This window comes from Bosea sp. BIWAKO-01 (assembly GCF_001748145.1).
Classification (GTDB): Bacteria; Pseudomonadota; Alphaproteobacteria; order Rhizobiales; family Beijerinckiaceae; genus Allobosea.
In genome coordinates this window covers 2,830,833-2,852,170 of record NZ_BCQA01000001.1, presented here as the reverse complement: position 1 = coordinate 2,852,170, position 21,338 = coordinate 2,830,833, and the positions used below count along the sequence as shown (strand labels likewise).

Annotated in this window: 21 protein-coding genes; 11 read left to right on the top strand and 10 right to left on the bottom strand. The window is 64.8% G+C overall.

Annotated elements, in window-relative coordinates; genetic code table 11:
- Positions 1 to 8: 8 nt before the first annotated feature.
- Positions 9 to 977 (bottom strand): TAXI family TRAP transporter solute-binding subunit, encoded by a 969-nt coding sequence (locus tag BIWAKO_RS13240; RefSeq protein WP_069879067.1) that lies wholly within the window; start codon positions 975 to 977, stop codon positions 9 to 11.
- Positions 978 to 1,216: 239 nt separating this feature from the next.
- Between BIWAKO_RS13240 and BIWAKO_RS13235 the strand changes: the two genes are divergently transcribed.
- Positions 1,217 to 2,836 (top strand): OpgD/OpgG family glucan biosynthesis protein, encoded by a 1,620-nt coding sequence (locus BIWAKO_RS13235; protein ID WP_069879066.1) that lies wholly within the window; start codon positions 1,217 to 1,219, stop codon positions 2,834 to 2,836.
- A gap of 12 nt (positions 2,837 to 2,848) precedes the next feature.
- Here BIWAKO_RS13235 and BIWAKO_RS13230 read toward each other — a convergent pair whose 3' ends face one another.
- The gene (locus BIWAKO_RS13230) at positions 2,849 to 3,112 is read right to left on the bottom strand and encodes a hypothetical protein (RefSeq protein ID WP_141740062.1); all 264 of its coding nucleotides are present in this window, start codon (positions 3,110 to 3,112) and stop codon (positions 2,849 to 2,851) included.
- Between the two features lie 115 nt (positions 3,113 to 3,227).
- On the opposite strand from BIWAKO_RS13230, the gene BIWAKO_RS35935 reads away from it, so the two are divergent.
- From BIWAKO_RS35935 to BIWAKO_RS13195, 8 genes are all read left to right on the top strand, one after another.
- Positions 3,228 to 3,377 carry a hypothetical protein gene (locus tag BIWAKO_RS35935; protein WP_176733310.1) on the top strand — a complete coding sequence of 50 codons (150 nt, stop codon included), beginning with the start codon at positions 3,228 to 3,230 and terminating at the stop codon, positions 3,375 to 3,377.
- A 15-nt stretch (positions 3,378 to 3,392) separates the two neighbouring features.
- The gene (gene aztA / locus BIWAKO_RS13225; protein WP_069879064.1) at positions 3,393 to 4,127 is read left to right on the top strand and encodes a zinc ABC transporter ATP-binding protein AztA; all 735 of its coding nucleotides are present in this window, start codon (positions 3,393 to 3,395) and stop codon (positions 4,125 to 4,127) included.
- A gap of 24 nt (positions 4,128 to 4,151) precedes the next feature.
- Positions 4,152 to 5,027 carry a metal ABC transporter permease gene (locus tag BIWAKO_RS13220; protein ID WP_069879063.1) on the top strand — a complete coding sequence of 292 codons (876 nt, stop codon included), beginning with the start codon at positions 4,152 to 4,154 and terminating at the stop codon, positions 5,025 to 5,027.
- Between the two features lie 37 nt (positions 5,028 to 5,064).
- A complete protein-coding gene (locus BIWAKO_RS13215) occupies positions 5,065 to 6,006 on the top strand; it encodes a metal ABC transporter substrate-binding protein (RefSeq protein WP_069882443.1) in 942 nt (313 codons plus the stop codon).
- Between the two features lie 42 nt (positions 6,007 to 6,048).
- Positions 6,049 to 7,011: a CobW family GTP-binding protein gene (locus BIWAKO_RS13210; RefSeq protein WP_069879062.1), complete on the top strand. Its 963-nt coding sequence runs from the start codon at positions 6,049 to 6,051 to the stop codon at positions 7,009 to 7,011.
- 14 nt (positions 7,012 to 7,025) lie between these two features.
- Positions 7,026 to 8,033 carry a WD40 repeat domain-containing protein gene (locus BIWAKO_RS13205; protein ID WP_069879061.1) on the top strand — a complete coding sequence of 336 codons (1,008 nt, stop codon included), beginning with the start codon at positions 7,026 to 7,028 and terminating at the stop codon, positions 8,031 to 8,033.
- 3 nt (positions 8,034 to 8,036) lie between these two features.
- Entirely contained in the window at positions 8,037 to 8,321 is a 285-nt protein-coding gene (locus BIWAKO_RS13200) for a hypothetical protein (RefSeq protein WP_069879060.1), read from the top strand.
- 84 nt (positions 8,322 to 8,405) lie between these two features.
- Positions 8,406 to 8,834 (top strand): GNAT family acetyltransferase, encoded by a 429-nt coding sequence (locus BIWAKO_RS13195; protein WP_069882442.1) that lies wholly within the window; start codon positions 8,406 to 8,408, stop codon positions 8,832 to 8,834.
- A gap of 19 nt (positions 8,835 to 8,853) precedes the next feature.
- Here the strand turns inward: BIWAKO_RS13195 and mutT are convergent, their stop codons facing one another.
- The 4 genes from mutT to BIWAKO_RS13175 all read right to left on the bottom strand — a co-directional run bounded on the left by mutT (position 8,854) and on the right by BIWAKO_RS13175 (position 12,622).
- On the bottom strand, positions 8,854 to 9,258 hold the full coding sequence (gene mutT / locus BIWAKO_RS13190) for an 8-oxo-dGTP diphosphatase MutT (RefSeq protein WP_069879059.1): 405 nt from the start codon (positions 9,256 to 9,258) through the stop codon (positions 8,854 to 8,856).
- Between the two features lie 175 nt (positions 9,259 to 9,433).
- The gene (locus tag BIWAKO_RS13185) at positions 9,434 to 10,360 is read right to left on the bottom strand and encodes a DMT family transporter (RefSeq protein WP_069879058.1); all 927 of its coding nucleotides are present in this window, start codon (positions 10,358 to 10,360) and stop codon (positions 9,434 to 9,436) included.
- Positions 10,341 to 11,591, bottom strand: a complete 1,251-nt coding sequence (argJ, locus tag BIWAKO_RS13180; protein ID WP_069879057.1) for a bifunctional glutamate N-acetyltransferase/amino-acid acetyltransferase ArgJ — start codon at positions 11,589 to 11,591, stop codon at positions 10,341 to 10,343. The genes BIWAKO_RS13185 and argJ overlap by 20 nt, the downstream gene beginning before the upstream one ends.
- A gap of 170 nt (positions 11,592 to 11,761) precedes the next feature.
- Positions 11,762 to 12,622, bottom strand: a complete 861-nt coding sequence (locus tag BIWAKO_RS13175; RefSeq protein ID WP_069879056.1) for a peptidylprolyl isomerase — start codon at positions 12,620 to 12,622, stop codon at positions 11,762 to 11,764.
- A 350-nt stretch (positions 12,623 to 12,972) separates the two neighbouring features.
- On the opposite strand from BIWAKO_RS13175, the gene secA reads away from it, so the two are divergent.
- Positions 12,973 to 15,750: a preprotein translocase subunit SecA gene (secA, locus tag BIWAKO_RS13170; RefSeq protein ID WP_069882441.1), complete on the top strand. Its 2,778-nt coding sequence runs from the start codon at positions 12,973 to 12,975 to the stop codon at positions 15,748 to 15,750.
- An 87-nt stretch (positions 15,751 to 15,837) separates the two neighbouring features.
- Here the strand turns inward: secA and BIWAKO_RS13165 are convergent, their stop codons facing one another.
- The 4 genes from BIWAKO_RS13165 to BIWAKO_RS13150 form a co-directional block, all read right to left on the bottom strand.
- Positions 15,838 to 16,761 carry a TorF family putative porin gene (locus BIWAKO_RS13165; protein WP_069879055.1) on the bottom strand — a complete coding sequence of 308 codons (924 nt, stop codon included), beginning with the start codon at positions 16,759 to 16,761 and terminating at the stop codon, positions 15,838 to 15,840.
- 226 nt (positions 16,762 to 16,987) lie between these two features.
- On the bottom strand, positions 16,988 to 18,418 hold the full coding sequence (locus tag BIWAKO_RS13160; RefSeq protein ID WP_141740061.1) for a L,D-transpeptidase family protein: 1,431 nt from the start codon (positions 18,416 to 18,418) through the stop codon (positions 16,988 to 16,990).
- 168 nt (positions 18,419 to 18,586) lie between these two features.
- Entirely contained in the window at positions 18,587 to 19,540 is a 954-nt protein-coding gene (locus BIWAKO_RS13155) for an acetyl-CoA carboxylase carboxyltransferase subunit alpha (RefSeq protein ID WP_069879053.1), read from the bottom strand.
- Positions 19,541 to 19,638: 98 nt separating this feature from the next.
- A complete protein-coding gene (locus tag BIWAKO_RS13150) occupies positions 19,639 to 20,406 on the bottom strand; it encodes a class I SAM-dependent methyltransferase (protein ID WP_069882440.1) in 768 nt (255 codons plus the stop codon).
- A 159-nt stretch (positions 20,407 to 20,565) separates the two neighbouring features.
- Between BIWAKO_RS13150 and gloB the strand changes: the two genes are divergently transcribed.
- The gene (gene gloB / locus BIWAKO_RS13145; RefSeq protein ID WP_069879052.1) at positions 20,566 to 21,330 is read left to right on the top strand and encodes a hydroxyacylglutathione hydrolase; all 765 of its coding nucleotides are present in this window, start codon (positions 20,566 to 20,568) and stop codon (positions 21,328 to 21,330) included.
- The last annotated feature ends 8 nt before the right edge of the window (positions 21,331 to 21,338 follow it).

Here is a 21,338-nt window from a genome sequence, read left to right as displayed (position 1 = left end):
AGAGGCGATCAGGACCCGACTTTGAGGCCCTTTTCCTTCAGATAGCGCGCCGCGCCCGGATGCAGCGGCACAGGCATGCCCTCGAGCGCCCTCTCCAGCTTGATCGCCTTGCCGGCCGAATGCGCCGCGCCAAGCTCCCCCAGATTATCGAAGATGTTCTTCGTCATCTGGTAGACGAGCTCCTCCTTCACCCCCTCATGGGTGACGAGGTAGTTCACCACCGCCGCGGTATTCACCGCAGCCGTCTGGCCGCCATAGGTGTTGGCGGGAATGGTCGCGCTGACGAAGGGCGCTCCGGCCTTGTCGATGACCGCCTTCGGCACCTCGACGACGACGATCTCGACCGAGGATGCGAGATCGCGGATCGATGCCACGCCGAGGCCTGCCGACTGAAGCGTCGCATCGAGCTGGCGGTTCTTCATCAGCTCGACCGATTCGGCGAAGGGCAGATACTCGATCTTGCCGAGATCCTTGTAGGCCAGGCCTGCCGCCGCGAGGATCGCTCGCGCATTCAGCTCGGTACCGGATTTCGGGGCTCCCACCGAAAGCCGCTTGCCCTTGAGATCGGCGAGCGTCTTGATGCCGCTCTCCTTGGACGCGACGATCTGCACGAAATTCGGATAGATCGCGGTGATGCCGCGCAATTTCTTCAGCGGGCTCTTGAAGCCGGCGTCCTCATCGCCCTTCCAGGCCGCATCGAGGGAATCGCCGAGCGTGAAGGCGAGTTCGCCACGTCCCTGCTGCAGGAGCACGAGATTCTCGACTGATGCCTTGGTCGCCTGCACCGTCGGGCGGGTGCCGGGAATCTTCTCGCCATAGATCTTCGAGAGCGCAACGCCCATCGGATAATAGACGCCGGAGGTGCCGCCGGTCAGCACGTTGACGAATTCTTGCGCGCGAGCCCCCGCCGGAGCGGCAGCGATCAGCAAGGCGGTAGCGATGCCGGCCAGAGACCGGCCGCGAAACAGCGTCTTCATGGATCCTCCCAGAACCTTATTTCCCAGCACGAGCGGCCGGGCTTTGACCGTTGTAGAACGGCCCGTTGAGACAAGGAAAGCCCAGGAAATGCATTGCCGGGGCGGCTCCGCCGCGCGTCGGTGACGCTTTCGCCATTTTTTCAGTGCATCGGACGGGCTCCCGTCTCCGGTTGCCCTTGCCCATTGGACAGGTTAGCCCGGACAATACTCCCCCAGAAGCCTCCGAGATCCGTCTGACAATGCAAGCCTGCACGAAATCGCCTTCCCTGGACCGCCGCACGCTGCTCGCCGGCGCAAGCGCCACGGCGGCGCTCGCCGCGCTCGGCTTCGCACCGGCAGCTCTCGCGCAGCAGGGGCTGAAGCTCGGCGAGGCGGAAGGGTTCACCTTCGAAGGGCTGAAGGCGCGCGCCCGCGACCTCGCGAACAAGCCTTATGCGCCGCCCCCGCCGCCACGCGCCGATATCCTGGAGCGGATCGATTACGACGCCCATGGCAAGATCAAATTCAAGCCGGAGATGGCCTTATGGGCGAACGGCCCCTCACCCTGGCCGGTGACCTTCTTCCATCTCGGCCGCTACTTCCAGAAGCCGGTGCGCATGCATGTCCTGGACAGCGGCAAGGCGCGCGAGATCGTCTATGACGAGAGCTATTTCGAAATGCCGACGGATTCACCGGCGCGCCAATTGCCGGCGGGAGCGGGCTTCGCGGGTTTCCGCTTCCAGGAGAGCCGCTCCGGACATCCCGGCCGCAAGGGCGAAAAGCTCGACTGGCAGAAGAATGACTGGGTCGCGTTCCTCGGCGCCTCCTATTTCCGCGCCATCGGCGAACTCTACCAATATGGCCTGTCTGCCCGCGGCCTTGCCATCGATCCCGCCGTCGGCGGCAAGCCTGAGGAGTTTCCGGATTTCACCCATATCTGGCTGGAGACGCCGCAGGCCTCGGCCGAATATGTCGTTGTCTATGCCCTGCTCTCCGGCCCCAGCGTCGCCGGCGCCTATCGTTTCCGCATGCATCGGGGCAAGGGCGTCGACATGGAGATCGAGAAGACGATCTTCCTGCGCAATGACGTCGCCCGGCTCGGCATCGCGCCCCTGACCTCGATGTACTGGTATTCGGAGACGGCGAAATCGACCGCCGTCGACTGGCGCCCCGAAGTGCATGATTCCGACGGCCTCGCACTCTGGACCGGCTCCGGAGAGCGCGCCTGGCGGCCCCTCAACAATCCCAGCCGCACCACCGCCTCGTCCTTCGTCGACAATAATCCGCGCGGTTTCGGCCTGATGCAGCGCGACCGGGAGGTCGGTCATTATCTCGACGGCGTCTTCTACGAGCGCCGCCCCAGCCTCTGGATCGAGACGATAGGCCAATGGGGCAAAGGCGCCGTTCAGCTCATCGAAATCCCGACTGACGACGAGATCCACGACAATATTGTCGCGATGTGGGTGCCCGAGGGCCCCGCCAAGGCCGGCGCCGCCTACGAATTCCACTACAAGCTGCATTGGCTCGCGGACGAGCCCTTCCCCTCGCCGCTCGGCCGCGTCGTCGCGACACGGCTCGGCAACGGCGGCCAGCCCGGGACCACCCGGCCGAAGGGTGTGCGCAAATTCATGGTCGAGTTCAAAGGCCCGGTGCTGGAGAACATTCCCTTCGGCGTGAAGCCCGAGGTCGTGCTCTCGGCTTCGCGCGGCTCGTTCTCCTATGTCTTCGCCGAGGCCGTGCCGAACGACGTGCCCGGCCATTGGCGCGCGCAATTCGACCTGACGGTCGACGGCGCGGATCCGGTCGAAATGCGCTGCTTCCTGCGCGGCGGCGACACCGTCCTGACCGAAACCTGGCTGTACCAGTATCTGCCGTTCTGAGCGGGAACCGCTTCAGCCCTCCATCTGGCGTTTGCGCACCCGCTCCACCGACACGAACAGGGTATTGGCTGCGCCAGGTTCGACGTTGAACACGTCGAAGCTCGGCGCATCCGGATGATCGGCTGGCATGTGCAGCGCCGCGGCCCCCTTGCGGCCGGCAAAGGCCATGATGCGGAAGCTCAGGCCGTCAGGCAGGCCGATCTCGATCGCATCGGCCGGAATCTCCGTGACGACGCCGTCACGGACGGCTCTGAAGGTCACTCGGTCACCACTCACGCGCGCGCTCCGGTTCTGCTGCCATTGACCATGGTGGATAACGCCACTGCCGGAAGCCGACAACAATAGCGATCTCGCTTGCTCCGGAGATCGCGTAACATTATATCATTCACTCATGAGCCATTCTCACCGCCGCCCCGCAGCCGCTGCCCTCTCGGAAGATCCGGGCTGGTCGCTGCTGCGCCTTTCGGCGGCGGGTCGGCTCGGGCTCGCGCTCGGCATCATCGCCCTGCTCTGGCTTGCCACATTTGCAGTCATCTCCTGACGAAAGCTGCCCTTCGTGCCCGCCATTCGCCTCGATGACCTTACGCTCGGGTATGACCGCCACCCAGCGGTTCATCACCTCTCCGGAGAAATCGCCGCCGGAAGCCTGACTGCAATCGTCGGCCCGAATGGTGCGGGAAAATCGACGCTGCTGAAGGCCATTGCCGGCGCCTTGGCCCCACTTGACGGTCACCTGACTCTCGCCCGCGGCAAGCGCCTCGCCTATCTCCCGCAATCGGCGGAGCTCGATCGTTCCTTCCCGATTCATGTCTATGATCTCGTCGCCATGGGGCTGTGGGGCACGGCCGGCATCTTTGGCCGCATTGGCTTCGGAGCAAGAACCAGGATCGAGGAAGCGATCGCCGCCGTCGGCCTGACCGGCTTCGAGCGCCGGCCCATCGGCAATCTCTCCGGCGGCCAGATGCAGCGCGCGCTCTTCGCCCGCCTGCTGCTGCAGGACGCTGATATTATCCTGCTCGACGAACCCTTCACCGCCATCGATGCCCGGACCACGGCCGATCTGCTCGCCCTGGTTCAACGCTGGCATGGCGAGGCGCGCACCGTGGTTGCCGTCCTCCACGATATCGAGACTGTGAAACGCGCCTTCCCCGAGACACTGCTTCTGGCCCGCGAGGCTGTCGCCTGGGGCGCGACCAACGATGTCCTGACGCCCGAAAACCAGCTCAAGGCCCGGCGCATGGTCGAGGCTTTCGACAGCCATGCGCCCGCCTGCGACCGCGACGCGGCCTGAACCTTCCGCAAACCTGGCACGCCGATGCTCCACGATATTTTCATCGGCCCCTTCGCCGAATTCGACTTCATGCGCCGGGCCCTGGTCGGCGTCTTCGCGCTCGCTGTCTCCGGCGCGCCGATCGGCGTCTTCCTGATGCTGCGACGCATGAGCTTGACCGGCGATGCCATGGCGCATGCGATCCTGCCCGGCGCCGCCATCGGCTATCTCGTCGCCGGGTTCTCGCTGCCAGCCATGACGATTGGCGGCCTTGTCGCCGGCTTTGCCGTAGCGCTCGCGGCAGGCGCGGTCGCCCGGCTGACCGTCATGAAGGAGGATGCCTCGCTTGCCGCCTTCTACCTGATCTCACTGGCGCTCGGCGTCACCATCGTCTCGCTGCGCGGCTCGGCGGTCGACCTCTTCCATGTCCTGTTCGGCAATGTGCTGGCGCTCGATGACGATGTGCTGATGCTGCTTTCAAGTGTCGCGACACTGACCCTGGTCACGCTGGCCTTGGCCTATCGCCCTCTCGTGCTCGAATGCGTCGATCCGGGCTTCCTGCGCTCGGTCAGCCGCTCTGGCGGGGTCGTCCATCTCACCTTCCTTGGCCTCGTCGTGCTCAATCTGGTCGCCGGCTTCCATGCGCTCGGCACCCTGCTTGCGGTCGGCCTGATGATGCTGCCGGCCGCCGCAGCGCGCTTCTGGACAGCCGACATCACGCGACTGATCCTGCTCGCCTCCGGTTTCGGTATCCTTTCCGGCTATGCCGGGCTGGTTGTCTCCTACTCGGCCGGCAGCAATCTTCCCGCGGGACCAGCCGTCATTCTCTCCGCCGGCGCACTCTATCTCGGCTCACTCCTGTTCGGCACGCAGGGCGGGCTCGCACGCCGGCTCTTGCCTCGGTCCCATCTCCAGCGTTAGTTATGTTATAGTGTTTCATTATTCGCTGGAGAGCCGCATGTTGAATCGTCGTCACCTCATCGCTGGGCTCACCGCGGGACTGGCCCTCTCGGCCGCGCCGCTGATCGCGCGTGCCCAGGAGAAACTGCCGGTCGTTGCGAGCTTCTCGATCCTTGGCGACTTCGCCAGGGAGATCGGTGGCGAACGCGTCGCGGTGACGATTCTGGTCGGGCCCGATGGCGATGCCCATGTCTATTCGCCGACGCCGGCCGATGCGAAGAGCGTGGCCGCAGCGAAGCTGGTCCTGATCAACGGGCTCAAATTCGAAGGCTGGTTGTCCCGGCTGATCAAGTCCTCCGGCACGAGCGCAATCATCGCGACGGCGACGCAGGGTGTCTCACCCCTGAAGCTGAAGGACGACGATCATGACCACGGCAAGTCGGGTGGCCATGATCATGCGGGTGGGGACGACCCTCATGCCTGGCAGAGCGTCGTCAACGCCAGGCTCTATGTCGCGAATATCCGCGATGCGCTGAGCGCAGCCGACCCTGCCGGCAAGGCGGCCTACGAGGCCAATGCCGCGGCCTATCTCGGCAAGCTCGATGCACTTCAAGGCGAGATCCAGGCTGCCGTGGCCCGCATCCCGGTCGACCGACGCAAGGCCATCACGTCGCACGATGCCTTTGGTTATTTCGTCAAGGCATATGGCATTGAATTCGTGGCGCCACAGGGTGTTTCGACCGAGGCTGAAGCCTCTGCCAAGGACGTGGTGCGCATCATTCGCCAGGTCAAGGCGCAGAAAATTCCGGCGGTCTTCCTCGAGAATATCACCAATCCGCGGTTGATCGAGCAGATCGCGCGCGAAACCGGAGCCAAGATCGGCGGCCGGCTCTACTCCGATGCACTCTCGACCGCATCCGGCCCTGCCGGGACTTACATCGAGATGATGCGACACAATATAAGGCAGATCGAAAAGGCGCTCGGCACAGGCGCAGCGTAAGCTGCGCTGACGAACGGCACTCGGCAGCAATCAGGTCGTCCCATGTCTGAAAAGATCCCCGTTACCGTGCTCACCGGCTATCTCGGAGCCGGCAAGACCACGCTCCTCAACCGCATCCTCACCGAAGACCACGGCAAGAAGTTCGCCGTGATCGTCAACGAGTTCGGCGAGGCCGGCATCGATGGCGACCTCGTCGTCGGCGCCGACGAGGAAGTCTTCGAGATGAACAACGGTTGCATCTGCTGCACCGTCCGCGGCGACCTGATCCGCATCCTCGACGGGCTGATGAAGCGCAAGGGCAAGTTCGACGCGATCATCGTCGAGACCACCGGCCTCGCCGACCCGGCCCCCGTCGCCCAGACCTTCTTTGTCGACCAGGATGTCGGCGATGCGACCAAGCTCGACGCCGTCGTCACCGTGACCGACGCCAAATGGCTGAAGGACCGCCTGAAGGATGCTCCCGAGGCGAAGAACCAGATCGCCTTCGCCGACGTCATCATTCTCAACAAGACCGATCTGGTCACGGCCGAGGAGCTGGCCGGGGTCGAGGCGGCGATCCGCGCGATCAACCCCTATGCCAAACTGCACAAGGCGACCCGCTGCGACGTCGCGATCGACAAGCTGCTCGACCGCAACGCCTTCGATCTCGACCGGATTCTCGACATCGAGCCCGACTTCCTCGAGTCCGGCCATCACCATCACCATTCCGATGATGTGCGCTCGATGTCGTTCACGATCCCCGGCGATGTCGATCCCGACAAATTCATGCCCTGGATCAACGACATCTCTCAGGCGCAGGGTCCGAACATCCTGCGCTCCAAGGGCATCCTGTCCTTCAAGAACGAGCCGCGCCGCTTCGTTTTCCAGGGCGTGCACATGATTCTCGACGGCGATCTGCAGCGTGATTGGAAGGCAGACGAGAAGCGTGAATCGCGTCTCGTCTTCATCGGCCGCGATCTCGACGAGAACGAGTTGCGCAAGGGGTTTATGGCCTGCGCGGCGTGAGCTAAAGCCACGCCATGGACACGCAGACAAAACCCGTTTCGCTCCGCGAGCATGTCGTCCCGGTCACGGCCGGCGAGCATGTCGTCTCGGCTTCATGGCTCAAGCAGACGCTGGTGTTTGCGCTCGCCGACGGGCGCGTGCTGCGCTGGCGTGACGGTGAGGCCGAGAGCATTGACGCCCATGCTGGCGGTATCCTCTCCGCCTGCTCCGATGGCGAGCGCCTGATCAGCGGCGGCGATGACGGACGTGTCGTCGCCACGGCGGCCGAGGGTGAGCCGATCGAGATCTATCGTGATCCCAAGCGGCGCTGGATCGATGCCGTGACGTTCTCAGGCTCGGGGGCCATCGCCTGGAACACCGGAAAGACCGTCCATGCCCGCGACGACAAGGGCAAGCTCCGGTCCTTCGACTTCGCCTCGACGCCGCAGGGCCTCGTCTTTGCTCCGAAGGGCTACAGGCTCGCCGTCGCGCAGATGAACGGCGTCTCGCTCTGGTATCCGAACACCGAAGCGAAGCCCGACTTCCTGGAATGGAAGGGGTCGCATCTCGACGTGACCTGGTCCGCCGACGGCCGCTTCGTCGTCTCCTCGATGCAGGAGAACGCGCTGCATGGCTGGCGCCTCGGCGACAAGCCGGCGCATATGCGCATGACAGGCTATCCGGCAAAGCCACGCTCGCTGTCCTGGTCGCATGACGGGCTCTGGCTCGCCTCCAGCGGCGCGGATGCGGCGATCATCTGGCCCTTCCAGGGCGAGGGGCCCACCGGCAAGGCCCCGCGCGAATGCGGCGCGCGCCATGCCAAGGTCACCCGCGTCGCCTTCCATCCCAAGGCACTCGTGCTGGCCGTCGGCTATGATGATGGCTGCATCCTGCTGGTCCGGCTGACCGATGCCTCCGAGCTGCTGGTGCGCCCGCCGCTCAAGGCCAGCGGTATTACGGCCTTCGCCTGGGACAAGCTCGGCAAGCGCCTCGCCTTCGGCGCTGAGGATGGCGCGGCCGGCATCCTGACCCTGCCGACCTGAGCGATGCGCTTCGGCCTCTTCGGCAAGGGCAATGCGGGCAAGGCCGTCGCTTCGGAAGCGGCCACCCGTATCAAGGCCGAGACCCGGGACCTCCTCGGCCTGCCGGAGCAGGCCGCGATCGCCGTCAACGAGATCCTCTGTGCGGACCCTGCCTGCCCCGGCACCGAGACGGTGATCCTGGTGATGAACCCACGAGAGAAGACCAGGGCCTACAAGGCGCAGATGCCGATGGCGGAGCTGACGCGTGAGGCTCTGATCGTGACATTGGAACTGGCCACGGATCGCTAGGGCGTCGACCCGAAAAGTGGATTGCGGTTTTCCGGGAAGCCGATGCAGACACGAGAGCCAGGTACCTGAACCGAGAGGTTGCGCGTGACGGACTCACTCTTGATCCGCGATATCAGCGGTGATGACATCGAACAGGTCAGCACTCTCTGGCGCGCCGCCGGCGTCGCGCGCCCCTGGAACGACCCTGAAACCGATATTGCCTTTGCGTGCCGCGATTCGCACTCGACCGTCCTCGTCGCAGTGCTGGACGGCACGATCGTCGCGACAGTGATGGTCGGCGAGGACGGGCATCGCGGCTGGGTCTACTATGTCGCGGCCGATCCGGCGCACCAGGGCAAGGGCCTCGGCCGGACCATCATGGCCGCAGCCGAGCGCTGGCTTGCCGAGCGTGGGGTGTGGAAGCTGAACCTGCTGGTCCGCGGCGACAACGCCAGGGTCAAGCAATTCTACGAGCACCTGGGCTATACCGACACGCAGTCGACCTGCTTCCAGAAGGTCCTTTCGCCGCCATGAAGTGGCCCCGGGCGGCCCGTTACGCCCCCAGGAGATCGATCAGGTGCGGGATCAGCGGCTCGTCGGCCGGTGGCATGGCGAGATCCCGCAGCTTGCCGGGCCGCACCCATTTCAGCGCCTGACCTTCGGCCGAGACGACCGCACCTTCCCAACGCCGGCAGATATAGAGCGGCATCAGCAGGTGGAATTCCGGATAGGCGTAGCTCGCGAAGGTCAGGGGCGCCAGGCAATCCTCTTTCACGCTGATGCCGAGTTCCTCAGACAGCTCGCGGATCAGCGCCGGCTCCGGCCGCTCCCCCGCTTCGAGCTTGCCGCCGGGGAATTCCCACAGTCCGGCAAGCGACTTGCCCTCCGGACGCTGCGTGACGAGGACGCGGTTGTCGGTATCGATCAGTGCACAGGCAACAACGAGAAGCAGTTTCACGAAGGCTCAGGTCCCGGAGAGGATGGTGATGGCTCACGCTCCTTACCGTCATCGGTGGCCGTGTCATAGGCCGAACCGTCTGCTCCGGTGAGTGCATCCGCGTCGCGGCCGGATCTTCTGGGCGATGACGCTCTGGCCCGGAGGATCAAGGCAAGCGCGGGCCCCCGCGTGCGGCTCAGGTCACCCCCACCCGCCGTGCTGTCGAGACCAGAAACACTCCGGCGAGGATGATGCAGCCCCCGACGAGCTGACGCAGCTCCAGTGTTTCACCAAGGATGAGCACCCCCATGACGGTCGCGACGGTGGGAACGAGATAGCCGGTCATCGCCGCCCGCGTCGGACCCGCAGCACGGATCAGCTTCATGAAGATCGCCATCGGGATGGCCGTCGAGGCGATACCGAGCGCGAGCATGACAAGCAGGTGATTCTGGATCGGAAGCAGTCCGGCGGGCCCGATGAAGACGAGGGTCAGCCCAAGCGCGACAATCCCGGAGACGACCTGCTGGCCGAGCGCGAGGCGCGCGGGATTTCCGGCCGGTGCGGGCACCGCACGGACATAGAGATTCCCGGCAGCATAGGCGAGCATCACACCGACCATGGCGGCGACGCCATAGGCGGTCCCGCCGCCTGCGACCAGGCGGGGGCCGATCAGGATCGCGACGCCGACCATCCCGAGCAGCACGCCAAGAACCCTACGTCCGGAGAGCCGCTCCTCCGCAAAGAGAAAATGCGCGAAGATCGCAGTCACCAACGGACCGGCGGCCTGGATCATCGCTGCAGGCCCGCTGGCGAGCTGCGTCAGCGCATAGGCGACGAGCACGTTCGGCACCCAGCCATTGGTGGTGCCGAGCACGAGCCAGTGCCGGAGTTCATGCCGCCGTGGCAATGGGCTCTGCCCGAGAAAGCTCACCCAGAGGGCCAGCGCCGTTGCCCCGAGCAGGCCGCGCCCCGCCGCGACAGCCAGCGGCGGCACCTCGCCGCTCATCAGCTTGATGAACAGGAAGCTGCAGCCCCAGAAGAACGAGCAGAGGAACAGATTGCCGACGATGAAGCTCCGGCTGGGTTCAGCCGGAGCGGTCGCCTCAGGAGCGATAATCGCCATTGATCTCGACATAGGCCTTGGTGAGATCGCAGGTCCAGACGGTGGACTTGCCCCGGCCCAGCCCGAGATCGGCCGTGATGACGATGTCGTCGCCCTTCATGTAATCGGAGACGGCGGTCTCGTCGTAGGACGGTGCACGGGCGCCCTGCTTCGCGACTGTGATGTCGCCGAAGGAGATGTCGAGCCTGTCGCGATCGGCCGGCTCGCCGGCCTTGCCGACGGCCATGACGACGCGGCCCCAATTGGCGTCCTCGCCGGCGATCGCCGTCTTGACCAGCGGCGAGTTCGCGATCGAGAGCGCAACGCGCTTGGCAGAGCGCGCGGAGGTCGCACCGGTGACCCGCACCTCCACGAATTTCCGCGCACCTTCGCCGTCCTTGCAGACGAGATGGGACAGCTCGAGCAGCAATGCATTGAGCGCACGCTTGAAGCCGGAGAGGCGTGCATCGTTGACCTCGGTGATCACCGGCACGCCGCGTGCCGCCGCCTTCCCCGTAGCGAACAGCATCAACGTGTCGGAGGTCGAGGTGTCGCTGTCGACCGTTACGGCATTGAACGAACCCTTGACGCCCTTGGAGAGCAGCGCCTGCAGCACCGGCGCGGCAATCGGCGCGTCGGTGAAGACGAAGGAAAGCATCGTCGCCATGTCGGGCGCGATCATGCCGGCGCCCTTGGCAATACCGGCGATGACCACCTCATGCCCGTCGATCTTCGCCTTGCGCGAGAGCGCCTTCGGGAAGGTGTCGGTGGTCATGATCGCCTTGGCCGCATCGATCCACGGGCCGTCAGCCGCGCGGGAGGCGCAGTCCTTCAGCACGCCCTCGAACTTCGTCGCATCCAACGGCTCGCCGATCACACCCGTAGAGGCGATGAAAACCTCCTGCGGCTTGCAGCCGGCCGCCTTGGCGGCGATCTCGGCGGTCAGCTTGACGGAATCGCGGCCCCTAAGGCCGGTAAAGGCATTGGCGTTGCCGGAATTGACGACGATCGCCCGCGCCTTGCCTTGCGCCAGGTTCTCACGGCACCAGTCGACCGGCGCGGAGGGGCATTTCGAGCGGGTGAAGACACCGGCGGCCTGCGTGCCCTCGTCGAGCAGCATGAAGACCACATCGGTCCGGCCCTTGTAACGAATGCCCGCTTCGGCGGTGGCAAAGCGCACGCCCGGCACGGCCGGAACCTTTGGCTGGCGCTTCGGCGCGAGCGGGGAAACGGGAACATCCTTGCCAGCCATCGAAGCATCTCCTGAAACGAGGCGTCCGATGTGCCGCAGCAGCGGGCGGAAGACAAGAGTTGGAAATGCAGAGCCCAAACGCATGATGCCCGGGCTTGCCCGGGCATCATGTCGCAATTCTCTCTGACGTTCCCGGGCCAGGCCCGGGAATGAGCGCAACGATCAGCCGCTCAGGGCTTCTTCGGCTCGACCGGCTTGTCCGCGGGCTTCTCGGCTGGCTTGTCGAGCCGCTCGACCTTGGCCTTCTCGCGTAGCGCCAGCACGATGTCCTGCTGGGCCTTGCGCTCGAGATACTGGTCGATCTGCGGCTTGACATCCTCGAACTTGGGCAGCGGCTTGGAGCGCTTGTCCTCGACCTTGATGACATGCCAGCCAAACTGGCTCTGCACCGGGTCCGAGATCTGTCCCTTCTCGAGCTTGAAGGCAGCCTCCGAGAACTGCGGAACCATGCGCTCCTTCGTGAACCAGCCGAGATCGCCGCCTTCCTTGCCCGAACCCGGATCCTTGGAGAGCTCGGCTGCGACCTTGGCGAAATCCTCGCCCTTCTTCACCCGTGCCGCAGCGTCCTTGGCCTTGGCTTCATCCTCGACCAGGATGTGGCGCGCATGCACCTCTTCCTCGGGCGCCATGGCCTTGACGGTATCTTCGAAGAGCTTCTTCGCCGCTTCCGGCGTCGCAGCCTTCTTGGCCTCGCGCGTCAGATACTCGTCGAGCAGAACCTTCTCGCGGTAATAGGCGAGGCGCGACGCGAAATCCGGCCCTTCCGCGATCTTGGCTGCCACGGCAGCCTTGGCCCCAAGCTTGAGGTCGACGAGGTAGTTGATCACCTCGTCGCGCTTGCGGTCCTCGGGGAGCTGCGCGAGACGCTCGGCCAGATCTTCGCTGGCCAGCGTCATGTCGCGCTCGGTGATCGCGATTCCGTCGACCTTGGCCACGACCTTGTCCGCCTGAGCGAAGGCCGGCAGGGCAAGCATCGGTGCGCCGGCCAATGCAAGCCCAAGCGGCAGCATGGCGAAACGGGACAATTTCATCGGGACGGCCTTTCGCTGATGTCCAGAATAATGCTGGCGCTCCACTGCCAGTTGAACACGGCGAAGGCAAGGCGATTGAGCCACTTAGAGGTTGCCTGAACGTTGCTTTTCGGTAATCCGCAGGCGCTTTTTACATCCCCGCCACCGATCCCCTTGGCACCTGCGGTGCAAAACCCCACATCCCGGCGAGCGATGCCTCACGATCAGCGCGCCGGCTCCGGCAAAAGCGACGCTGGACCCCGCACCCGCACGCGTCTAAACACGCGGTCGAATTGAGATAATCCGGCTTCCGTCGGCGCAGGATGATGACCATGCGCCGCCGCGAGCCAGGCACCGAAAGAAGGCCAGACATGCTTGGCGCGCTCGCAAAGAAACTCTTCGGCTCGTCGAATGACCGGCGCGTCAAGGGCTATGCCCCTCGCGTCGCCGCGATCAATGCCCTCGAAAAGGAAGTCGCCGCCCTCAGCGATGAGGCGCTGCAGGCCCGTACCCAGGAATTCCGCCAGCAATTGGCGAACGGCGCCAAGCTCGACGACCTGCTCGTGCCGGCCTTCGCAACCGTGCGCGAGGCTGCCAAGCGCGTGCTCGGCCAGCGACCTTACGATGTCCAGCTGATCGGCGGCATCGTGCTGCACGAAGGCGCGATCTCGGAAATGAAGACCGGCGAAGGCAAGACGCTGGTCGCAACGCTGCCGACCTATCTCAACGCGCTTGAAGGCAAGGGCGTCCATGTCGTCACGGTGAACGACTACCTCGCCCGCCGCGACGCCGAATGGATGGGCAAGCTCTACAACTTCCTCGGCCTGAGCACCGGCATCATCGTCCACGGCATCGATGACGACGAGCGCCAGCGCGCCTATGCCTGCGACATCACCTACGGCACCAACAACGAATTCGGCTTCGACTATCTGCGCGACAACATGAAATACGACGTCGCGCAGATGTCGCAGCGCGGCCACCATTTCGCGATCGTCGACGAGGTCGATTCGATCCTGGTCGACGAGGCGCGCACGCCGCTGATCATCTCAGGCCCGCTCGACGACAAGTCCGATCTCTATGTCTCGATCGACAAGCTCATCCCCTCGCTGGTCAAGACCGATTTCGAAGTCGACGAGAAGCAGCGCGCCGTCTCCCTGACCGAGGCCGGCAACGAACATATCGAGGAATTGCTGCGTCAGGCCGATCTGCTCAAGGAAGGCGACCTCTACGACGCCGCCAACGTCACGCTGGTCCACCACGTCAACCAGGCCCTGCGCGCCCACTCGCTGTTCACCCGCGACAAGGACTATATCGTCCGCAACGACGAGGTCGTGATCATCGATGAGTTCACCGGCCGCATGATGCCCGGCCGGCGCTACTCCGAGGGCCTGCACCAGGCCCTGGAGGCCAAGGAGCACGTCACCGTCCAGCCCGAGAACGCGACGCTCGCCTCGATCACCTTCCAGAATTATTTCCGGCTCTATTCCAAGCTCGCCGGCATGACCGGCACGGCCTCGACCGAGGCTGACGAGTTCTTCCAGATCTACAAGCTGGAAGTGCTCGAGATCCCGACCAATGTCCCTGTCGCGCGTCTCGACGAGGATGATGAGGTCTATCGCACCTTCGAGGAAAAGGTCCGCGGCGTTATCCGCGAGATCAAGGCCTCGCAGGACAACGGCCAGCCCATGCTGGTCGGCACGACCTCGATCGAGCGCTCTGAACTCGTCGCCGAGATGCTGAGCAAGGAAGGCTTCAAGCAGATCGATTTCAGCGCTCCGAACGCTTTGGAGCCGATCTATGCGGCCGCCCGCCAGGGCAAGCCGTCCAAGTATTTCGCCGTGTTGAACGCCCGCTTCCACGAGCAGGAAGCCTATATCGTCGCCCAGGCCGGCGCCCCGGGCGCGATCACCATCGCCACCAACATGGCCGGCCGCGGCACCGACATCCAGCTCGGCGGCAATGCCGAGATGCGGATCCAGCACGATCTGCGCGACGTTCCCGAAGGCCCTGAGCGCGACGAGAAGGCCAAGGCGATCCGCGCCGAGGTCGCCGACTTCAAGCAGCGCGTGCTCAAGGCTGGCGGCCTCTATATCGTCGGTACCGAGCGCCATGAGAGCCGACGCATCGACAACCAGCTCCGCGGCCGCGCCGGCCGCCAGGGCGACCCGGGCCGCTCAAAGTTCTTCCTGTCGCTGCAGGACGATCTGATGCGCATCTTCGGCTCCGACCGCATGGACGGAATGCTGCAGAAGCTCGGCCTCAAGGAGGACGAGGCCATCGTCCATCCCTGGATCAACAAGGCCGTCGAGAAGGCGCAGGGCAAGGTGGAGGCGCGCAACTTCGATATCCGCAAGAACATTCTGAAATACGACGACGTCATGAACGACCAGCGCAAGGTCGTCTTCGAGCAGCGTCGCGATTTCATGCGCCAGGCGAGCGTGCGTGAGACCATCGACGATATGCGCCACGGCGTCGTTGAGGACGTCGTGACCCGCCGCATCCCCGAGGAGGCTTATGCCGAGCAGTGGGATGCAGCCGGCCTGCGCGAGGATGTCCATAACTTCCTCAATCTCGACTTGCCGATCGAGGACTGGGCCAAGGAGGAAGGCATTGCCGACGCGGAGCTCCGCGAGCGCATCCGCACCCAGGCCGACCTGGCCTATGCCGAGCGCATTGCCCGCAACACCGAAGAGGTGATGACCTATGTCGAGAAGCAGGTGCTGCTGCAGACGCTCGACCATCTCTGGCGCGAGCATCTCGTCACGCTCGACCATCTCCGCCAGGTCGTCGGCTGGCGCGGCTATGCCCAGCGCGACCCGCTGAACGAGTACAAGCAGGAAGCCTTCGAACTCTTCGACGGGTTGATCGGCCATCTGCGCGAGCAGGTCACCGGCAACCTGATGCGCATCGAGGTACGCTTCGATCAGCCGGAAGACGGCGCTCTGCCGCCCCAGGATACCCTGCCCGCTCCGGCCTTCGGTGATTACGGCGGCAGCGGCCTGCAATATGCCGCGGTCGAAGAAGGCGAGGTCGCGGTCGCTGACCGCGATCCGACCGATCCTGCGACCTGGGGCAAGGTCGGCCGCAACGAGCCCTGCCCGTGCGGATCCGGCAAGAAGTTCAAGCACTGCCACGGGCAGTTCGCCTGACACAGTCGGCCGCTTCAGTCCTTGGAATAGGAAAGAGGGCCGCTCTCACGAGCGGCCCTCTTTCGTTTGTCCTGGAGGAGCGCAGCGTCACTTCGGCGCGAAGATTCCGACGCTGCTCGCCGTGATATCGAAGGAGAGCGTCCCGACCACGGTCGGGTTGCACCAGTTCGAGCTGTACCCGCCTCCCGCGTTGCCTCGGGCGATCCCGCGCGGATCGGAGGTCAGCAGGAAGCAGTTGGCTTTGGACAGGTTGGTGTCGTGATAGCGCAGATCGGCGGTCAGGTTCTTGTAGGTGTAGGACAGGCCGGCATTCCAGTAATTGTAGTCGGGCAGCCGGATCGCCGTCGGGAACGCGATATTGGTGCTGGTGGTGCCGAGCCAGTAGCGACCGAACTCGCCGGAGACCGAGAGACCTTCGAGGAAGGGCAGATTGTACTTGGCCGTCAGCGAAGCGTAGGTGCCCGTTGCGCCCGTGCCGAGCCAATCCCAGGCGTAGAAGATATTGGCGCCGAGCGTGGCCTTGTCCTCCCAGTTATAGGAGACCTTGCCGGCAAGCTCGGTGAAGTCGGTATTGCGCGGCGTCCAGATCACGCCGAGCCCGTCGATGAAGCGCTTCTCGTTCGGATAGTAATATTGGATCACGCCCAGGTCGAAGGTGACCGGGCCGAACTTCGGACGGATACCGCCATAGAAGTCGATCTCGGCCGGCGGGTTGGTCGCGAGATCGACATTGGCACCGAAGACGCCGAGATAGAACAGGTTGTCATAGAACTGCAGCTCGACCGAGCCTTGAACGCCCGGCTTGCGGTCCGTCTGCGAGATGCCGCGGAAAACGTAGTCGGTCACGCCCTTGATGCTGACCGCAGCATCGATCCAGGTGATGCTCGGCGGAACCGGCGCCGGCGGCGGCCCCTTCTTGCTTGGCAGGTCGGATGCCTGGGCCGCACCAGCAAACATGGCGAGCGACAGCGCCGCGCCAGTCGCCGGAAGACGTATCAGATCGAGAACCATCAGTAGCTCCGTCAAAAGACAGAAACCGCGCGCGAATTGCCGCGTTTCTGCCTCAATCAGGCCGATGGAACCGGATTCTCAGCAAGACGAGCTTTTTGGCATCCTGCATAAGAAAATCGCAGAAGCCGCCTGTCGGGCGGCATCTGCGCTGTCAGAATGAGCTTCTGCAACGAAGCCAGGATCTGGTGATATTTTTGTCACGCATCGAATGCGTGACGAAGGAAACTCAACGGGTCGCGGACTGACTGGAATAGGCAGCGTTCGACTGGTCGAGTTGCGTCGTGCGCAGCGTGTCCGCCCGGCGCGGCGGCAGCGGCGTGCGCATGTTGGTCGGCTTCGCCGGGACCACGGAAGCGACTGGCGCGGCCGCAGGCGCCTCCACAGGCTGCGCCGAGCCCCCGATCAAGGGCACGAAGCTCAGCGCACGCTGATAGAAGGGGCGGTTATCGGCGACGGTGCCCACGGCAGGGGCAGCCGGCACCGCGCTGGCAACGACTGGCGCCTGCTGGGCGGCACCTGGCAGGACCTTGGCCACCTGGGTCGCGGCAACGGCCGCGGCCGGCGCAGCGGCGGGTTTCGCCACCACAGCGGGAGCAGCAGCCGGTGTCGCCGCCACCTCGGCCGGCGCGGAGGCCACAGCAGCAAGCACGGCCTCATTGTCCGCCGAGGTCGCACGCACGGTCGCCTTGGTCCGTCCCTTGTCGTCCAGCACGACGACGCGTGGGCCAACGGTCAGCGCGTCCGGACGGCTGATGCCGACATCCCGCGAAGCCCAGGATGCCGACTTGTTCAGCGAATCGGAACCGCCCGCGACGAGCGTCTGCTTGAAGGAGTTGTGCTGGTCGCCATCATCATAGATCAGCTTCACCGCCGGTGTGCCCTTGGCCACCAGCGCCGCAACCTGAGCGTCATCCTGCTGGCGCTTCTGCGCCACGGCCCCGCCGAGATTGCCACCGTTGAAGACGTAGCGGCCGCCGCTGACGCCGACGCTCGGCTCGTCCTTGGCGACCTCGAAATAGTCCGAGCCTTCCTTCAGGTTCTTCCAGAAGGCGATATTGGGATCGAGCCGGTGCTTGGCGAGGTTTTCCGGCGTCATCCGGAAGGGGAAGGCCTGCATCTGCACGGCCTTCTGGCCGGCGCCCTGCGCTTCGCGCACCAGCGCATAGATCTCGCCGATCTGATCGTCGGTCATCGAATAGCAGCCCGCCGAGGAGCAGGCGCCATGAACCATCAAATGCGCACCGGTGCGCCCATGCGACCGGTCATAGGCATTGGGATAGCCCATGTTGAATGAGACATAATACGACGAATTCGGGTTCATCTGCCCCGGAGAGATGGCATAGAAGCCCTCCGGCGCCATGCGATCGCCTTCGCGGACCTTCGGACCGAGCTGGCCGGACCAGCGGCACATCGGGAAGGTCTTCAGCAACTCGTAGCGGCCATCGCCTTTGCGCTTCCAGACCTCGAGCTCCGACTCCTTCTTGTAGGAGCGGATCAGGATCGGCTGATCCTTGCTCATGCCCTTCTGGGACATCAGCGCGTAGGTCGCCGACGGGATCGGGATGTTATGGCGCGCAGAGCCGCGATACCGCTCCTCTTCGCAGGCGCCCAGGGTCAAAGCAACGAGCGCCACGAGGGCGAAGTGTCTTGCTGCCACGTCGTCGATCCCATTGATCAAGCGGTCGTCGCCGACCTTGTATGCTCAAGACGGCGAAATCGTGCCGCTCATCATGGTTGTGAAGCGTTAGGCTTGACCGTTCCTTACCACAAGGGGGTCAGATCTGGCCATACGGTAAAGGAAGCGTAAACAGCGGGATCGCGAAGCTCAGAGGCTGCGGCCGATCGCGAGGAATTTCTCCTCGCGCTGGGCGACGACCTGCTCGGCCGAGAGCCCCGCGAGATCGGACAGGGCAGCTGCGATCGCATCGCCAGCGCGCGAAATCGCCATCTCGGGATCGCGATGCGCCCCTCCGGTGGGCTCGCTGACGATCCGGTCGATGATGCCGAACTTCAGCAGGTCCTGCGCCGTGATCTTCATGCCGGTCGCGGCGTCCTGGGCTCGCGCCGTATCGCGCCAGAGAATCGAGGCAGCGCCCTCCGGCGAGATCACCGAATAGATCGCATGTTCCATCATGATCACGCGGCTCGCGGCTGCGATCGCGATGGCGCCGCCTGATCCGCCCTCGCCGATCACGAGCGCGACGCTCGGGCTGCGCAGACCGAGCCAGGCTTCAGTCGAGCGCGCAATCGCTTCCGCCTGCCCGCGCTCCTCGGCCTCGATCCCCGGATAGGCACCGGCGGTGTCGACGAAGCTCAGAACCGGCAAGCCGAAACGGTCGGCAAGCTCGGCCAGACGGACGGCCTTGCGATAGCCTTCAGGCTTCGGCATGCCGAAATTGTGCCGGATGCGGGTCTCGGTGCTGTTGCCCTTCTCCTGGCCCATCACGCAGACCGGCTGGCCCCGGAAGCGCCCGAAACCGCCGACGATCGCCTCGTCCTCACCGAAGGTGCGGTCGCCCGCCAGCGGCGTGAATTCGGTGATCAGCGCCGCGCAGTAGTCGATGAAATGCGGTCGCTGCGGATGCCGGGCGACCAGCGTCTTCTGCCAGGGCGTCAGGGCGCCATAGAGGTCCTTGAGCGCCTGGCTCGCCTTGGCATCGAGCTTTCCGATCTCCTCGGACAGAGAATAGCCGTCTCCCTTTGCATCCAGGGCACGCAACTCATCCGCCTTCGCCTCAAGCTCGGCGACCGGTTTCTCGAAATCAAGATAGCTACGCATTGTGATCCAGTTCTGGGGCGGGGCCGTCGATCCGCAGGGGGAGACGGAAGACCGGGGCCCGAAAAGCGGCGGACCTTGGCCGTGCCACGCTGCGATTGTCAACCCGCCGGGCGCTCGTCCGGCGTTTCGCGCAATCGCGGCGTGGGGGTGGGCTGGGGCAGAAGAACAGGGCGAAAGGCAAAACTGCGCCGCGTCGCACGCAGCGGCGCCCGGCGATAGAACTGTTTGGTCGCATCGATGACATGGACGCCGGCAAAAGGCAGCGACAGCCCCGAGCCAACCCGCTCCCAGGCTGGAGCGGAGCGCATGAACAGCTTGCGCTTGAGCGGTGGCACATAGAGCGCCTCAGCCCAGTTCTCCGGCGCGAAAGTCGCGCCGCGCATCAGCGATTCGAGCTGCGAGCGGCTGAACGGGCGGCCGTGACCGAAGGGCGTTCCGTCCATCCGGGCCCAGAGCCCACGGCGATTGGGCGCCACGACGAGCATGCGGCCACCGGGGCTGAGCACGCGCGCCACCTCGTCGAGCAGGTCGTCGGGGCTCTCGGTCTCTTCGAGAGCATGAACCAGCACGACCCTGTCGACCGAGGCTGTCGGCAAGGGCAGCAGCGTCGGCTCGACCAGCGCCGAGGCGGAGAGACCTTCCGACGGCCAGTTCACCACGCCCTGCGCCGCAGGCATGAAGGCGAGCACGCGCTCAGCATTGGCGCCAAGTACCGTCAGGTAGGGGGTGCAGAAACCCAGGCCGAGCAGGCGCTGGCGCCCGCAATCCGGCCAGAAACGCAGCATCGCCCGGCCGATGAAGCGCCGGGCGACATGGCCGAGGGGGCTGGCATAGAAGGCGCGAAGGTCGACGACGTCGAGAGCCATGAGCATGAAATGGACCGGCGACGGCGCCGACGCAAGGGCACCGGGTTCTGCTCGTGCAGCCCGCGGCCATGCTTGATCGCGTGCCGGTCATGCCCCAATTCATGATGCGCTGATCGCCTCCCGGCGGTTATCCTTCGCTTCCCGCGCCAGGAGCCTTCCATGTCCCTCGACATCCACGTCTTCCGCACGCTGAGCGACAATGCCGGCGCCTTGATTCGCGATCCCGCGACCCATGCCTGCGCGGCGGTCGACGTCCCCGATGCAAAGGCGGTGCTGGCTGCAGCCGAAGAGAAGGGCTGGGACATCTCCGACATCTTCATCACCCATTCGCATTTCGACCATGTTCAGGGCGTCGCCGAACTCAAGCAGGCGACGGGAGCGAACGTCTTCGGCCCCGCGGACGCACGCGACGCAGCCCCCGTCGATACCGTCGTCGGCGAAGGCGACCGCGTTCCACTCGGAGGCTTCGTCTTCGACGTCTGGCACACGCCCGGCCACGCCGATGGGCATCTCAGCTTTGTCGGCGAGCAGACCCGGCTCGCGCTCGTCGGCGACGTCGTCTTCGTCATGGGCTGCGGACGCGTTCAGCCCGGGCAGTTGCCCGCCATGTGGACGTCGCTGTCGCGGATCATGACCCTACTCGACGACACCCAGTTGATCACGGGGCACGACTACACCCTCGCCAACGCCCGTTTCGCGATGTCGGTGGATCCCGCCAATGCCGTACTGAAAGCCAGGCTCGCCGAGGCCGAAGCGGCCAAGGCGGCCGGACGGTTCTGGGCGCTGACCACGATCGGCGAGGAAAAGGCCACCAACCCCTTCTTCCGCGCCGGGCAAGCCGCGCTCGCAACCTCAGCCGGCCTTGCCGGAGGTGACCCCGGCGAGGTCTTCGCTGCCCTTCGTGAAGCCAAGAACAGGTTCTGAGCGATGAC